The organism is Streptomyces sp. NPDC048521 (assembly GCF_043199855.1).
GTDB lineage: Bacteria > Actinomycetota > Actinomycetes > Streptomycetales > Streptomycetaceae > Streptomyces.
The window spans coordinates 858,342-872,969 of the sequence record NZ_JBICWR010000001.1 but is presented as its reverse complement, the minus strand read 5'-3'; the positions used below and the strand labels follow the sequence as shown (position 1 = coordinate 872,969).

The 14,628-nt window shown below is 72.3% G+C and carries 16 protein-coding genes and 2 pseudogenes; 11 read left to right on the top strand and 7 right to left on the bottom strand.

Going from position 1 to position 14,628, the window contains the following annotated elements; genetic code table 11:
- The first annotated feature begins 176 nt into the window (after positions 1–176).
- The gene (locus ACGFRF_RS04295) at positions 177–1,121 is read left to right on the top strand and encodes a DMT family transporter (RefSeq protein WP_393737044.1); all 945 of its coding nucleotides are present in this window, start codon (positions 177–179) and stop codon (positions 1,119–1,121) included.
- 10 nt (positions 1,122–1,131) lie between these two features.
- Here ACGFRF_RS04295 and ACGFRF_RS04290 read toward each other — a convergent pair whose 3' ends face one another.
- Complete coding sequence (locus ACGFRF_RS04290) at positions 1,132–1,812, bottom strand: pyridoxamine 5'-phosphate oxidase family protein (protein WP_393737042.1); 681 nt, start codon at positions 1,810–1,812, stop codon at positions 1,132–1,134.
- Positions 1,813–1,862: 50 nt separating this feature from the next.
- Between ACGFRF_RS04290 and ACGFRF_RS04285 the strand changes: the two genes are divergently transcribed.
- Positions 1,863–3,194: an aminotransferase class I/II-fold pyridoxal phosphate-dependent enzyme gene (locus tag ACGFRF_RS04285; protein WP_393737104.1), complete on the top strand. Its 1,332-nt coding sequence runs from the start codon at positions 1,863–1,865 to the stop codon at positions 3,192–3,194.
- 80 nt (positions 3,195–3,274) lie between these two features.
- Here the strand turns inward: ACGFRF_RS04285 and ACGFRF_RS04280 are convergent, their stop codons facing one another.
- On the bottom strand, positions 3,275–4,207 hold the full coding sequence (locus ACGFRF_RS04280; RefSeq protein ID WP_393737040.1) for a DMT family transporter: 933 nt from the start codon (positions 4,205–4,207) through the stop codon (positions 3,275–3,277).
- 74 nt (positions 4,208–4,281) lie between these two features.
- Between ACGFRF_RS04280 and ACGFRF_RS04275 the strand changes: the two genes are divergently transcribed.
- On the top strand, positions 4,282–5,190 hold the full coding sequence (locus ACGFRF_RS04275; protein WP_393737038.1) for a LysR family transcriptional regulator: 909 nt from the start codon (positions 4,282–4,284) through the stop codon (positions 5,188–5,190).
- Between the two features lie 95 nt (positions 5,191–5,285).
- On the opposite strand, the gene ACGFRF_RS04270 is transcribed toward ACGFRF_RS04275, so the two are convergent.
- Complete coding sequence (locus ACGFRF_RS04270; RefSeq protein WP_393737036.1) at positions 5,286–5,768, bottom strand: pyridoxamine 5'-phosphate oxidase family protein; 483 nt, start codon at positions 5,766–5,768, stop codon at positions 5,286–5,288.
- A 195-nt stretch (positions 5,769–5,963) separates the two neighbouring features.
- A pseudogene (locus ACGFRF_RS04265) lies at positions 5,964–6,127 on the bottom strand (cysteine hydrolase); the annotation flags it as partial.
- Here ACGFRF_RS04265 and ACGFRF_RS04260 point away from each other — a divergent pair.
- Positions 6,124–6,481 (top strand): annotated as a pseudogene (locus ACGFRF_RS04260) (isochorismatase family protein); the annotation flags it as partial. The pseudogenes ACGFRF_RS04265 and ACGFRF_RS04260 overlap by 4 nt on opposite strands.
- Positions 6,482–6,487: 6 nt before the next feature.
- Here the strand turns inward: ACGFRF_RS04260 and ACGFRF_RS04255 are convergent.
- Positions 6,488–6,976, bottom strand: a complete 489-nt coding sequence (locus ACGFRF_RS04255; RefSeq protein WP_393737035.1) for a Rieske (2Fe-2S) protein — start codon at positions 6,974–6,976, stop codon at positions 6,488–6,490.
- Between the two features lie 174 nt (positions 6,977–7,150).
- Here ACGFRF_RS04255 and ACGFRF_RS04250 point away from each other — a divergent pair, with 174 nt between their 5' ends.
- The 7 genes from ACGFRF_RS04250 to ACGFRF_RS04220 all read left to right on the top strand — a co-directional run bounded on the left by ACGFRF_RS04250 (position 7,151) and on the right by ACGFRF_RS04220 (position 13,305).
- On the top strand, positions 7,151–7,927 hold the full coding sequence (locus ACGFRF_RS04250; RefSeq protein WP_393737033.1) for a HipA family kinase: 777 nt from the start codon (positions 7,151–7,153) through the stop codon (positions 7,925–7,927).
- Complete coding sequence (locus tag ACGFRF_RS04245) at positions 7,924–8,373, top strand: DUF3037 domain-containing protein (RefSeq protein WP_393737031.1); 450 nt, start codon at positions 7,924–7,926, stop codon at positions 8,371–8,373. Before ACGFRF_RS04250 ends, ACGFRF_RS04245 begins: the two co-directional genes overlap by 4 nt.
- A gap of 149 nt (positions 8,374–8,522) precedes the next feature.
- Complete coding sequence (gene fabG, locus ACGFRF_RS04240; RefSeq protein ID WP_393737029.1) at positions 8,523–9,284, top strand: 3-oxoacyl-ACP reductase FabG; 762 nt, start codon at positions 8,523–8,525, stop codon at positions 9,282–9,284.
- A 22-nt stretch (positions 9,285–9,306) separates the two neighbouring features.
- The gene (locus tag ACGFRF_RS04235) at positions 9,307–10,068 is read left to right on the top strand and encodes an SDR family oxidoreductase (protein ID WP_393737027.1); all 762 of its coding nucleotides are present in this window, start codon (positions 9,307–9,309) and stop codon (positions 10,066–10,068) included.
- Positions 10,069–10,270: 202 nt separating this feature from the next.
- Entirely contained in the window at positions 10,271–11,848 is a 1,578-nt protein-coding gene (locus tag ACGFRF_RS04230) for an ABC transporter substrate-binding protein (RefSeq protein WP_393737025.1), read from the top strand.
- 98 nt (positions 11,849–11,946) lie between these two features.
- The gene (ung, locus tag ACGFRF_RS04225) at positions 11,947–12,630 is read left to right on the top strand and encodes a uracil-DNA glycosylase (RefSeq protein WP_393737023.1); all 684 of its coding nucleotides are present in this window, start codon (positions 11,947–11,949) and stop codon (positions 12,628–12,630) included.
- A gap of 159 nt (positions 12,631–12,789) precedes the next feature.
- Positions 12,790–13,305 carry a hypothetical protein gene (locus ACGFRF_RS04220; RefSeq protein ID WP_393737022.1) on the top strand — a complete coding sequence of 172 codons (516 nt, stop codon included), beginning with the start codon at positions 12,790–12,792 and terminating at the stop codon, positions 13,303–13,305.
- A gap of 197 nt (positions 13,306–13,502) precedes the next feature.
- Here the strand turns inward: ACGFRF_RS04220 and ACGFRF_RS04215 are convergent, their stop codons facing one another.
- Both ACGFRF_RS04215 and ACGFRF_RS04210 read right to left on the bottom strand, forming a co-directional pair.
- Positions 13,503–13,970, bottom strand: coding sequence for a hypothetical protein (locus tag ACGFRF_RS04215; protein WP_393737021.1), 468 nt, complete (start codon positions 13,968–13,970; stop codon positions 13,503–13,505).
- A gap of 113 nt (positions 13,971–14,083) precedes the next feature.
- Entirely contained in the window at positions 14,084–14,596 is a 513-nt protein-coding gene (locus tag ACGFRF_RS04210) for a DinB family protein (protein WP_393737020.1), read from the bottom strand.
- Between the last annotated feature and the right edge of the window lie 32 nt (positions 14,597–14,628).

Genomic DNA, 14,628 nt, shown 5'->3' with positions numbered 1-14,628 from the left:
TCGAACGCGCTCGTCCTTCCGCCCCCGGCCGCCTGAGGCGGGCCTCCGGGACACTCGCCCGGCGCACACGCGTCGGGCTGGACGGTGCTGCCCGCAGATGAAGTCCGCGCGCCCCGCCGAACCGGGTCGCCCTCGCACTTCCGCACCCTCGTGTGCGCCTCTGCGGAGAGAATCCCTTGTCGAACGCTGCTTCTGGCCTGCCCGTCGGGCGTGGCCTGCTCTATCTGATCATCACCGGTGCCGCCTGGGGCACCGCCGGCGCCGCCGCCTCGCTGGTCTACCGGGCCAGTGACCTGGGCGCCTTCGGCCTGTCCTTCTGGCGCTGCGCGCTGGGGCTCGTGCTGCTGCTGGCCGGCCGCGGGCTGCGCCCGCGCGTCCGCCCCGCCGCGGCCGAACCCCTGCGCCGCAGGATCACCCGGGCGGTGGCCACCGGCCTCGGTCTCGCCGTGTTCCAGACCGCCTATTTCGCGGCCGTGGAGTCGACCGGGCTCGCCGTGGCCACCGTCGTCACGCTGGGCGCGGGCCCCGTCCTCATCGCGCTCGGCGCCCGGCTGCTGCTCGGGGAGCGGCTCGGCGCCGGCGGTGTCCTGGCGGTGGCCGGTGCGCTCGCCGGGCTGGCCGTGCTGACCTTCGGCGGATCGGCCGCGACCGTCCGGCCGACGGGCGTGCTCCTGGCGCTCGCCTCGGCGGCGGGCTACGGCGCCATGACCCTGCTCACCCGCTGGTGGGGCCGGGACGGCGGCGCCGACGCCTCCGACACGACCGTGTGGTCCTTCGCCGTGACGGGCCTGTGCCTGCTGCCGTTCGCGGTGCACGAGGGCCTGCTCCCGCACACCGCCCACCCGGCGCGGCTGCTGTGGCTCCTGCTGTACATCGCCGCCGTGCCCACGGCCCTCGCGTACGCGCTGTACTTCGCGGGAGCGGCCGTCGTACGGTCCGCCACCGTCTCCGTGATCATGCTGCTGGAGCCGGTGACCGCGGCCGTGCTCGCCGTCGCCCTGCTCGGCGAGCGGCTCACCGCGACCACCACGGCCGGCACCCTGCTGCTGCTCGGCGCGGTCGCGGGCCTCGCCGTGAGCGAGGCCCGCGGGGCCGGCCGGCGGGAACCGGTCCCGGTGTGATCCCTCCGCCCTACCGGGCGGCCAGGTAGTCCGGCAGTTCGATGCCGGGCGCCAGGTCGGCGTTGGCGACGGGGGTGTCGTAGCCCTTGCGGAGCGGGACGACCCCGGCCCAGTAAGGCAGGGAGAGGTCCTCGGGCTCGTCGTTGGCGCCGCCCGTGCGGACCTTGGCCGAGACCTCGTCCAGGTCCAGGCGGATCACCGCGGTGGCGGCCAGTTCCTTCTTGTTCGCGGGCCGGGAGTCGGCGGCCCGGCCCGGTACGACGTGATCCACCAGCACGTCCAGGGCCAGCCGCCGTTCCTCGGGGTCGGTGACCTCGTGCGCGACGCCGTGCACCACGACCGAGCGGTAGTTGATCGAGTGGTGGAAGGCCGAGCGGGCCAGCACCAGCCCGTCGACATGGGTGACCGTCAGGCACACCGGCAGTCCGGGGTCGGCCTGGCCGGTCATCCGCAGCGGGCGCGAACCGGTGGACCCGTGGACGTACAGCCGCTCGCCGACCCGGCCGTACAGCGTGGGCAGCACCACCGGGGCGCCGTCGCGGACGAAGCCGAGGTGGCAGACGTACCCCTCGTCGAGTATCGCGTGCACCAGTTCCTTGTCGTACGACGCCTTCTCCGCGGAGCGCGTGGGGACGGTGCGGTCGGTCGGCGTGTAGGCGGCGGCCTGCGATTCCTCGGTCGTGCCCGGCATGAGGTCCCTCCCAAGGGCGATCTGCATTGCACTAGTGCATAATGAGCTTTGTGCTAGGAGAGTATCTGATTCAGGGACGTGGCGCAGCCGAGATCGCGGCCGGCGTCGAGCGCGCGGTCGGTGCGGGTGAGCTGGAGCCGGGACAAGCCCTCCCTCCCCTGCGGGAGTTGGCGGCTCAGCTGGGGGTGAATCCGAACACGGTCGCGGCCGCCTATCGCATCCTGCGCGAACGCGGGGTGATCGAGACGGCCGGCCGCCGCGGCAGCCGCATCCGTGCCAAGCCGGCCACCACCGGCCGGGAGGAACTGCGCGTTCAGGTCCCCGCCGGGGGCCGCGACCTGTCCACCGGCAACCCCGACCCGGCTCTGCTGCCCCGCCTGGCCCCGGCCCTCGCCGCGGCGGCCGAGCAGGAGGACGGGCGGCCGTTCCTCTACGGCGACGACCCCGTCGACGCCGACCTCGTCCGCATCGCCCGCGCCGAACTCGACGCCGACGGCGTCCCGGAGGGCCCGCTGGCCGTGACCTCCGGCTCCCTGGACGCCGTCGAACGCGTCCTCGCCGCGCATCTCAGACCCGGCGACGCGGTCGCCGTCGAGGACCCCGGCTGGGGCAGCCTCCTCGACCTGATCCCGGCCCTGGGGCTGCGCACGGTCCCCGTCGGCGTGGACGACGACGGGCCGCGCCCCGACGACCTGCGCCGCGCCCTGGAGTCCGGGGCCCGCGCCCTGATCGTCACGGACCGCGCGCAGAACCCGACCGGCGCCGCGGTGACCGCCACGCGTGCGCGTGCCCTGCGCGCGGTGCTGCGGGACCACCCGCGGACCCTGCTCATCGAGGACGACCACTGCCACGGCATCGTCGACCTGCCGCTGCACCCCCTGGCGGGCGCCACCCGCCACTGGGCCTTCGTCCGCTCCGCCGCCAAGGCCTACGGCCCCGACCTGCGCCTGGCCGTCCTCGCCGGGGACACCGTCACCGTCGACCGGGTGCGCGGCCGCCAGCGCCTCGGCCCGGGCTGGGTGAGCCTCCTGCTGCAGCGGACCGTGGTACGGCTGTGGACGGACGGCGCGCTGGACCGGACGGCGGTGGCGGAGTCGTACGGCGCCCGCAGGGACGCGCTGGTCGACGCGCTGGCGGAGCGCGGGGTCGTCGCCCACGGCCGCAGTGGGATGAACGTGTGGATCCCGGTCCCCGACGAGACCGGTGCGGTGGCCCGGCTCCTGCAGGCGGGATGGGGGGTCGCCCCGGGCGCCCGCTTCCGCCTCGCCTCCCCACCGGGCATCCGCGTCACGGTCTCCACCCTGGCCGCGGCGGACATCAGCCCCTTGGCACAGGCGGTGGCAGCGGCGGTACAACCGTCACCGGGCCGCTCCTATGCCTAGGGCGGGGCCGAAGGAGGGGGGGCCGCGACGAACTGCGCGAGCGGCCGCGACGCACGGGCCCGCACAGCCCGCGACCTCTCCTACGCCCCCTTGCGCCGCACCTGCGTGAGCGCCGCCCCCGCCAGAACGACAACCGCCCCCACGGGCGTCGTCCACCGGAGCGACTCCCCGAGAATCGCCACCCCCGCGGCCGTGGCGATGACCGGAATGAAGTACGTGACCATCTGCGCGGTCGTCGGACCGACCTCGGCGACCAGGCCGTACTGGATCAGCACCGCCAGCCCCGTCCCCAATGCCCCCAGCGCGGCGATCGACAGCAACGGCACCAGGGAGACATGTGTGGGGAGCCCGGCGAAAAGCGGCGTCACGACGGCCAGTTGAAGCGTCGCCAGCAGCAGCTGGGCCCCCGTCATCGACAGGTGGGAGTGACCGGTTCCCGCGAGTGTCCGCCGGACATAGATCCAGCCCACCGGGTAGCTCAGCGACGCCAGCAGCGCCATCGCCGTACCCGTGGCATCCAGTCCGTGGAAGCCCTGCCACGCCCCCAGCACCGTCAGGACCCCGAGGAAGCCGAGACCCAGCCCCGCCACGCGGACCCGGGTCGGCCGGTCCTCGGAGAGGGCGACCAGCGACAGGGCCATCCCCCACAGCGGCGACGTCGCGTTGCAGATGCCGGCCAGCGTGGACGGGATCGTCAGCTCCGCGAAGGCGAAGAGGGAGAACGGCAGGGCGTTCAGGAAGAAGGCGGCGACCGCCATACGGCCCCACAGGCGGGTCCCGCGCGGCAGCCGCTCCCGCTTCACGGCCATCGCCGCCGCCAGGACCGCCGTACCGAACACGAGCCGTCCGAGGGTGACCTGGAAGGGGGCGTACCCTTCCGTGCCCACCTTGATCAACAGGAAGCTGAAGCCCCAGATCAGGGAGAGCGCGCCGAAGCGGAGCCGCCAGTCGAGGCGGGTGCGGGGGCGGGCAGGGGCGGGGGACTGGGTCCTGGTTGCGGTGACCGTGCTCATGACCTCCACGATGCTGGAGGCAACCTCGTAGCACAATCGATATTTCTCACGCAGTACCTCTTAGAATCACTTACATGTTGAACCTCGAGCGCCTGCGCACCCTGGACGCCCTCGCCCGGCACGGCTCGGTCAGCGCCGCCGCCGACGCGCTGCACGTCACCACGTCCGCGGTCTCCCAGCAGCTGGGCAAGCTGGAGCGCGAGATCGGCCAGCAGCTCCTCGCCAAGAACGGCCGGGGCGTCCGGCTCACGGACGCCGGCCGGCTGTTGTCCGAGCACGCGGCGCGCATCCTGTCGCAGGTCGAACTCGCCGAGTCCGACCTGGAGGCGCACCGCGGCCAGGTCGTCGGCGAACTGCGGCTCTCGGCCTTCCCGACCGCCGCCCGGGGACTCTTCCCGGCCGCGCTCGGCGCGCTGCGCACCGAGCACCCGGGACTGCGCGTGCGCTCCAGCGAACTCGAGCCGGAGCAGGGCGTCGCCGGTGTCGTCCGCGGCGACCTTGACCTCGCGGTCGTCCTGGACTGGTACAACAAGCCGATGCCCGTGCCCGACGGCCTGGTCAAGGCACCCCTGCTGGACGACCCGGCCGATGTCGCCATGCCCGCCGGGCACCGGCTCGCCGGCCGCGACGAGGTGGACCTCACCGAGTTCGCCGAGGACGAGTGGATCACCTGGGGCGAGGGCGAGTTCTGTCACGAGTGGCTGATGTTCACCCTCCGGTCCAAGGGCGTCGAGCCGATCGTCGGCCACCGGGCCGGCGAGACCCACACCCAACTCGGCCTCGTCGCCTCCGGACTGGGCGTGTGCATCGCACCGCTGCTGGGCCGTCACCCGGTGCCCGAGGGGGTGGTCCTGGTACCCCTCACGCAGCGTGTCCGCCGGCATGTGTACGTCGTCTGGCGGGCGGACGCCGACCGTCGCCCCTCGATCCGCGCCGCGGTCGAGGCCCTGCGCGTGGCGGCCCGGCGGGTGAGCCAGGGCTGAGAGGGGCCGGCGCGGTTCGGCCCGGTTCGACGGCGCCCCGAAGGGGCGCGGGGAACCGCGGGACCGGCCACGACCGGCCCGCGGGCGCCGGACTGCTACGGCTTCTCCCGCGTGCCGCCCAGCTTCCGGAAGTCCCAGGAGACGATCTTGTCCGGGGTCAGCCGGGCCCAGGCGTGCCTGCCGTCGTGCGGCATCTCGTCCAGACCGAAGTTCTTGCGCGCGAACAGCGTCTCGGCCGTGTCGAGTTCGGCGCACAGCTCGCCGGTGCGGGGCACCTCGCCCACGAACTCCACCCGGCCGGACAGCTCGGCCCCGCGCAACTGGTCGTACTCCTCGCCCGAGTCGACCACGACCGCCACGCGCGGATCGCGGCGCAACTGGGCCCAGCGCCTGCTGCGCACCACCGAGTACAGCCACAGCGAGGTGCCGTCCCAGGCGAACCACAGCGCGCTCACATGCGGTGCGCCGTCCGCCGAGACGGTCGCGACCCGGCAGGTGCGCTGGGTGGTGAGGAACTCGTCCAGCTCACCGGGTGTCATCATGATCTTCCGGCCCCGGCGCTGCTGAGTGACGGTCATGCGGTCCCCTCTTCTCCCACGTCGTGCCAGAGAACTTCCGTAACTCGCTGATCGTCTGACATCACGTCAGAAAAAGAAATGGCTCGTCTTCCGCCCGCGCCCGGATGTGGTCGCTCTCACCGCCCCGGACCTCGCCGAAAGGGTGCACGATGCCGTCGTACGAGCGGCTCGGCGACCTCCCCGACCCGCTGAGCACAGCTGTTGCCCGGGGAGCCGGTCGACGGCCCGAAACGGGCGGGCGTCGCGGCCGGCGCTCCGGCCGTCCGGTCGGCGCTCTGCGATCGCGTGGATCACCCGCACCCGGTCTCGTGGGCGGCGGCGACCAGCCGCGCCACGTTGCGCAGGGCGCCGGAGGAGCGGCAGCACCGCGGTCCGGGTCGCGCCCCCGATCGAGGTCACCGAGGAGGACTTCGTCGGCCGACGGCTGCACGGGCTGTCCCCGATCCACGGCACCGACGTCGACGCCCTGCTGCGCAACCTCGGCTGCCGCACGCCGGTCGTCCACCGGGGTCTCGGCCGATGGCGCCGCACCCAACGCGGTGTTCGGCGCGGTCGACCTCGGCCACAGGGCCGTCGTCCCGGCCGACGCCATCGCCGGGGTGCCCGCCGACTGCACCCCAGCGATGATCCGCGACACCCTCGCGCCGGTCGCCGCCAGCACCACCACCGAGGAGGTGCTCGGCTGTCCCGAACGGCCGCGCAGACGGCCCTGAGGCGGATCAGGCGAGCTTGATCTCCTCGCCGGAGACGGTGATCTTCGCCGCGGGCAGCGGCTTCGTCGCGGGCCCCTGCTTCACGCTGCCGTCCTCGACGGAGAAGTGGCTGTTGTGGCACGGGCACACGATCACGCCGTTCGCCACGCTGCCCACCGCGCACCCTTGGTGGGTGCACTTGGACGAGAAGGCCTTGAACGTGCCCGCCGTCGGCTGCGTGACCACGACACCCTGGTCCTTGAAGATCTTGCCGCCGCCCTCGGGGATGTCCGAGGTCTGCGCGAGCGCGGCGCCGCCGGCGGAGGAACCACCGTCCTGAGCGGACCCGGCGGAGCCGGCCGTGCCGGAGGAACCGGACCCGGTGTCGACGGTGTCGGACGAGTCGTCGCCCGAACCGCAGGCGGTCAGCGCGGCGGCGAGCCCCGCCGCTCCGGCCGCCGCCATGACGGTACGGCGGGCCGGTCCCGTTGCGGGCTGGAGCGATGCGCTGGTCATGTGGTGGTTCCCTTCCGCGGAGCTTTACGTGATCCGTCCAGGGGTACGGTCCTCGGGCACCACCTGTTCAGACGGGCACCCAGATCCTTGCCGCACGGAGGTGAGGGGGCCGTAAGCCACGGCTGTGGACCGGCTGTCGGCCGGACACCACGCGCACCCCAGTAACCTGGGGCGATGCTCAAGGAAGTCACCGCGACCCGCTACATCACGCCGCTGCGTGAAGGGGGCTCGCTGCCGGGGCTCGTCGAGGCCGACGACTTCGGGACCTACGTCATGAAGTTCACCGGCGCGGGACAGGGCCGCAAGACCCTGGTCGCCGAGGTGGTGTGCGGCGAACTCGCCCGCCGGCTCGGATTCCGGATGCCCCGGCTGGTCACCGTCGAGCTGGACCCGGTCCTCGGGCTCGGCGAGCCCGAACAGCAGGTGCAGGACCTGCTCCGGTCCAGCGGCGGCACCAACCTCGGCATGGACTTCCTGTCCGGCGCCCTCGGCTACGACCCGCTCGCCTTCCCGGTGAGCCCCGAGGAGGCCGGCCGGATCGTCTGGCTCGACGCGCTGATCAACAACGTCGACCGGTCCTGGCGCAACCCCAACCTCCTCGTGCACCGGGGCGAGCTGTGGCTCATCGACCACGGCGCCACGATGATCTGGCACCACAACTGGCCCTCCGCCGAGGCCTCCGCGGCCCGTCCCTACGACGCCTCCGACCACGCCCTCGCCCGCTTCGCCCCGGACGTCACGGCCGCCGCGGCCGAGCTGGCACCGCGGGTCACCGGGGACCTCCTCGACGAGGTCACCGCCGAGATCCCCGACGCCTGGCTCGCCGACGAGCCCGGCTTCGACACCCCGGACGACCTGCGCCGGGCCTACGCCCGGCCGCTGCTCGCCCGGGCGGCCGTCATCGCCGAGCGCATCACCGGCATCGGCTCAGGATCCGAGGAGGGCAAGTGAGCGAGCGCCACATCCACATGGCCGGCCATGTGACCGAGCGGCACATCACCCGGGCGGGCCAGGGCGGCGACCGGGACGTGTTCGAGTACGCGCTGCTGCGGGTCGTACCGCGGGTGGAGCGCGGGGAGTGCATCAACGCGGGCGTGATCGTCTACTCCCGTGCCCGGGGCTACGTCGGCGCCCGCACCCATCTGGACGAGGCCCGGCTGCGCGCGCTGGACCCGCAGGCCGACGTGGCCGGCATCCGGGCCGCGCTCGGGGCCGTGGAGAAGGTGTGCGCGGGCGGCGACAGCGCCGGACAGGCGGCCCGGGACGACGCCGGGCGGCGCTTCCGCTGGCTGATCGCGCCCCGCTCCACCGTCGTCCAGCCCGGTCCCGTGCACACCGGCCTGACCACCGACCCGGCCGCCGAGACGGAGCGGTTGCTGGCCCTCCTGGTGAGGTAATGGATCACACCGGCCGGATGTGCCGTTGACACCGGGTGCCAGGGCTTCTAGCGTCACGGGTGCTGAAGGTACTAAGCGGTCGCTCACCGCATGAGGGGTCCCTCTCCGAGGGCCCCGACAGGTTCTCTCAAGGGCGAGGAGAAGCAGCAATGTCCACCACTGAACAGCGGGTCGCGGTAGTCACCGGCGCGGCGCGCGGCATCGGCGCCGCCACCGCCGTACGACTGGCCGCCGAGGGTCGCGCGGTCGCCGTGATCGACCTCGACGAGGCCGCCTGCAAGGACACCGTCGAGAAGATCACCGCGGCCGGCGGCAAGGCGATCGCGGTCGGCGCGGACGTCTCCGACGAGGCGCAGGTCGAGGCGGCCGTCGCCCGGGTCGTCGAGGAGCTGGGCGCCCCCACGATCCTGGTCAACAACGCGGGCGTGCTGCGCGACAACCTGCTGTTCAAGATGAGCGTCTCCGACTGGGACACCGTCATGAACGTGCACCTGCGCGGCTCCTTCCTGATGACGAAGGCCGTCCAGAAGCACATGGTCGACGCGGGCTTCGGCCGGGTCGTCAACCTGTCCTCCTCCTCGGCGCTCGGCAACCGCGGCCAGGCCAACTACTCGGCCGCCAAGGCGGGCCTCCAGGGCTTCACCAAGACCCTCGCCATCGAGCTGGGCAAGTTCGGCATCACCGCCAACGCCGTCGCGCCCGGCTTCATCGCCACCGAGATGACCAAGGCCACCGCCGACCGTGTCGGCATGGGCTTCGACGACTTCAAGAAGGCCGCCGCCACCCAGATCCCGGTGCAGCGCGTCGGCGAGCCCGAGGACATCGCCAACGCCATCGCCTTCTTCACCGGCGAGGCGGCCGGCTTCGTCTCCGGCCAGGTGCTGTACGTCGCCGGCGGACCGCTCGACTAAGGGATCCAGAGGTAACACGGACATGACTGAACTCCCGGAGCTCTCCGGCAAGGTCGCCCTCATCACGGGGGCCAGCCGCGGCATCGGCTACGGCGTCGCCGAGGCGCTGGTGGCCCGCGGCGACCGCGTGTGCATCACCGGCCGCAACGAGGACGCCCTCAAGGAGGCCGTCGAGAAGCTCGGCGCCGAGCGGGTCATCGGCGTCGCCGGCAAGGCGCACGACCTCGACCACCAGACCGAGGCCGTCGAACGCACCATGGAGGCCTTCGGCCGCCTCGACTTCCTGGTCAACAACGCCGGCACCAACCCGGTGTTCGGCCCCATCGCGGACCTCGACCTGGGCGTCGCCCGCAAGGTCTTCGAGACCAACGTGATCTCCGCGCTCGGCTTCGCCCAGAAGACCTGGCACGCCTGGCAGAAGGACAACGGCGGCGCGATCGTCAACATCGCCTCGGTCGCGGGCCTCGCGCCCTCGCCGTTCATCGGCGCCTACGGCGTCAGCAAGGCCGCGATGATCAACCTGACCCAGCAGCTGGCGCACGAGTTCGCGCCCGGGGTCCGGGTCAACGCGATCGCCCCGGCCGTGATCAAGACCAAGTTCGCGCAGGCCCTGTACGAGGGCCGCGAGGAGGAGGCGGCCGCCTCCTACCCGCTGGGCCGGCTCGGTGTCCCCTCCGACATCGGCGGCGCCGCCGCGTTCCTGACCTCGGAGCAGTCCGACTGGGTCACCGGTCAGACGCTCGTCGTGGACGGCGGCATCTTCCTCAACGCCGGCGTGGGCTGACCGTCCGCTTGCCGGACGTCCGTTTCGGGCGCCGTTTCCCCGCGGAACGGCGCCCGAAACGCCGTACGGGATACACACAGCGGAATGACAACGTCGTCATAGCTCAATCGATCAAGAAGGCCTGTTCCGGGGGAGGTTCAGCGGCCCGGACGCTGCGGTATGGTCTGCCGACCCTTGGTATGGCAGATCGAGGAGCGTGCGCGTGTTCAACCGGAACCGATTCCTGCGGAGAGTCGCGGCGATCGCGTCCATATCCCTGGTGGCCGGCTGCAGCCTGCTGTCCGACGGCGACGCGGACAGCGAGGGGCCGATCGTCGTGGGGACCACCAGCGCCCCCAGCACGCTGGACCCGGCCGGGGCCTGGGACGGTTCCTGGGAGCTGTACCGGAACATCTACCAGACGCTCCTCGCCTACCCGAACGGCGCCACCACCCCCCAGCCCGACGCCGCCGAGAGCTGCTCGTTCACCGACTCCACGAGCCGCACCTACCGCTGCAAGCTGCGCGCGGACATGAAGTTCGCCGACGGCGACCCGCTGAACGCCGAGGCCGTCCGGCACTCCATCGACCGCATCCGCACCATCGACGCACCCGGCGGCCCCGCGGGCCTGCTCGGCAGTCTGGACCGCGTCGAGACGTCCGGCGCCCGCGAGATCGTCTTTCACCTCAACCAGCCCGACGCCACCTTCCCGTTCGTCCTGGCCACCCCCGCCATGTCGATCGTCGACCCGGACGACTACCCCGCCAACTCCCTGCGCAAGGACAACAAGGTCTACGGCTCCGGACCGTACAAGATCGAGTCGTACGAGGAGGGCAAGCAGGCCGTCCTGGTCAGCAACGGGAACTACAAGGGCTTCGCCGAGCGGCAGAACGACGCGGTGACCATCCGCTACTTCCAGGAATCGTCCAGCATGGTCAAGGCGCTGCGGGACAAGCAGATCGACGTCACCTACCGCGGTCTGGCCGCCGACGACATCGTCGCCCTGCAGCAGCACAGCACCGCTGACCTGCAACTGGTCGACGGCGCCGGCACCGACATCAGCTACCTGGTGTTCAACCCCAAGGACCCCTGGGCCAAGCAGCCCGCCGTGCGAAAGGCCATCGCGCAGATCATCGACCGGGGCGCGGTCGCGCACAAGGTCTACAAGGACACCGTCGACCCGCTGTACTCGATGGTCCCCAAGGGCCTGACCGGCCATGCCACCGGCTTCTTCGACGACTACGGCAACCCCAGCGTCTCCAAGGCCCGCAAGATCCTCTCCGACGCGGGCATCACCCAGCGGGTCCCGCTGACCCTCTGGTACACCACCGACCGCTACGGCTCCGAGACGGCGCTGATGTTCCGGGAGCTGAAGCGGCAGCTGGAGGACTCCGGCCTGTTCACCATCACCCTCAAGAGCCGCCCCTGGAAGACCTATGTGGTCGGCTACCAGAAGGGCGAGTACCCGGTGTTCGGCCGCGGCTGGTTCCCGGACTTCCCGGACGCGGACAACTTCATCGCCCCGTTCGTCGGCGAGCACAACGCGCTCGGTACGCCCTACCCGTCCAAGGAGATCACCGGCCGGCTGCTGCCCCACTCGCGCGCGGAGAGCGACCGCGCCCAGACGGTCAAGGAGGTGGAGCAGGCGCAGCAGATCATGGTGAACGACGCCCGGCTGCTCCCGCTGTGGCAGGGGCGGCAGTTCGTGGCGGCCAGCGACGACATCTCCGGCGGCGAGCAGGCCCTCGACCCGTCGACGATCATGATGATGTGGATGCTGCACCGCAAGACCAGCTGGTGAACCGACCTCGCGGAACCGGTTGTCAGTGGTCGCCTGTAGGTTCTGAAGCCTGCGAGTGACCGCACGCCGTAGTTGATCGACATCGTGAGGACGTTGACGTGACCGACATCGCCATGCTGCCCGAGTCCTGGCGCGGGGTTCTGGGTGACGAACTGCAGCAGCCCTACTTCAAGGAGCTGACCGAGTTCGTCGAGGAGGAGCGGGCGAAGGGTCCTGTCTACCCGCCGCGCGAGGAGGTCTTCGCCGCGCTCGACGCGACGCCGTACGAGCGGGTCAAGGTCCTCGTCCTCGGCCAGGACCCGTACCACGGCGAGGGCCAGGGCCACGGCCTGTGCTTCTCCGTCCGCCCGGGAGTGAAGACCCCGCCCTCCCTGCGGAACATCTACAAGGAGATGCAGGAGGAGCTGGGCCTGCCCGTCCCGGACAACGGCTATCTGATGCCGTGGGCCGAGCAGGGCGTGCTGCTGCTCAACGCGGTGCTCACCGTGCGGGCGGGCGAGGCCAACTCGCACAAGGGCAAGGGGTGGGAGAAGTTCACGGACGCGGTGATCCGCGCGGTGGCCTCACGGCCCGACCCGGCCGTCTTCGTCCTGTGGGGCAACTACGCGCAGAAGAAGCTCCCGCTGATCGACGAGACCCGGCACGTGGTGGTCAAGGGCGCGCACCCCTCGCCGCTGTCCGCGAAGAAGTTCTTCGGCTCGCGTCCCTTCACCCAGATCAACGAGGCGATCGCCCGGCAGGGCCACGAGCCCATCGACTGGCGCATCCCGAACCTGGGCTGACGCCGCCGGGGGTGCGTCGCGAGCCCGGGCCGGTCCACAGCCGGGTCCGGGACACGCCCCCCGCTGTCGCGGCGTGCCGTGCGGGGCCGCCTGACCGGGAATCCCGACGGCGCCGGTTAGCGTCGGGAGCAGACAGCTGACGACGGCCCGGAGGACGCGGTGGCGGAGCGACAGGAACAGGCGGCGCCGGACGCCGTGCTCACGCGGATCGGTCAGGTCGTCATGCTGCACCACGGCGGCGACCGCGAGGAGGCCCGCAGCCGTTTCCTGGACCTGTGGGCGGAGATCGGCCAGAACGGTGACCCGCTGCACCGCTGCACCCTGGCCCACTACCTCGCCGACACCCAGGACGACCCGGCGGACGAACTCGCCTGGGATCTCCGGGCGTTGTCCGCGGCCGAGGAACTGGCCGACGGCCGCGGCGGCGACCCGCTGAGCGTCCGCGGCTTCTTCCCCTCCCTGCACCTCAACCTGGCCGCCGACTACGTCAAGCTGGGCCGCGCCGAGGCCGCCCGCAGCCATCTGCGCCGGGCCCGCAGCGCCGCGGGCCTCCTGGCGGACGACGGCTACGGCGACGGGGTCCGGGCCGCGATCAACCGCCTGGAGCTACGACTGGACGAGGACGGCTCACCGGGCGGCGACAGCTGGGGCCCGCCCCGACAACGACCGAGCTAGACGGACGCTCGAGGCGGCGCCCTGGCCCTGGAACCTGCCGGGGTCTGAGCGGTGCCGGTGGTCGTGGTGGTGCCGGGTGCCTGCCCCGCCGGAGGTGGTTGGTGCCGGCGTTCGGGGCGGGCGGGGCATGGGGCTCGCCGGAGGTGGGCAGTGCCGGAGTTCTGGGTGGGGCCGGGCGCCGGGCCCGCTGGAGGCGATCAGTGGCCGTACGTCTGTTCGCAGATGGTTGCCTCCGGGCTGTCTCCGCGCCAGCCGCCGTACTTCTTGCCGAGGGCGCACACGTCGGGGACCGTCGGGGCCGGTTGCGGCAGGTCCGGGACCTGCACGTGCGGTGGCCGCCGGGGGTGCTCCGGGTGCGGCCGGGGACGCGGCAGCGCGGGCGGCGGCTGGTGCTTGACCGGGGGCGCCGCCGCGGGCCGGCGGGCGGCGGCCGGTTCGGAGTGCTTCGGGCGCCGGGACGGTCCGACCCTCTCCAGCGCCTCCCGGGCCGGGGCCTGCACCACCCGGGGCTGCGGGCTGCCGTCAGGCCGGGGCGCCGTCGGCTGCGACGGCACGCCGTCCGGCGGGGGCCCGGGTGTCGCCGGGCGCTCGACCGTCGTACAGCCCGAGAGGGCCGAGACGGCCATGGTGACCAGGAGCGCTGCGGTGGTGGTCGATCGATGCACCCGCGCAACTCTGCTGGGTCCGCCCCCGGCTTGGCAGCAGAGAACGGAGGTTGCCGCCCCGCACGGGTGATCTCGTGCCCCGTACGGGGGGATCCGGCGCGCCGAAGCTGACGTCAGTCGCCGGTGGAGCCGTCGATCCGCTCGCGGATGAGGTCGGCGTGGCCGTTGTGCCGGGCGTACTCCTCGATCATGTGGGTGTAGATCCAGCGGAGGCTGGCGGCCTCGCCCGTGCGCCGGTGCCTGCCCGCGGAGAGGTCGTCCAGGGCGAAGCGGGAGGCGTGGCGCCGGGCCGCCTCGATCTCGGCCTGCCAAGTGGCGTGGGCCTCCTTCCAGCTGTCCGCCTCGGTGAGGTGGAACTCGCCGTCCGGATCGGCCTCGCTGTAGTAGATCGGCCCGGTGTCCTCGTTCGCGAGAACCCTGCGGAACCAGGACCGCTCCACCTCCGCCATGTGCCGTACCAGTCCCATCAGGGAGAGCGAGGACGGCTCCACCGACGTGGTCCTGAGCTGAGCGTCGGTCAATCCCTCGCACTTCCACGCGAGGGTCTGGCGGTGGAACTCCAGCCAGCCCTCCAGCATGGTGCGCTCATCGGCGTCGATCGCGGGCATACGGCGTTCGTCGGTCATCCCCGCATCCTCGCCCAACGTGGCCCGCCACC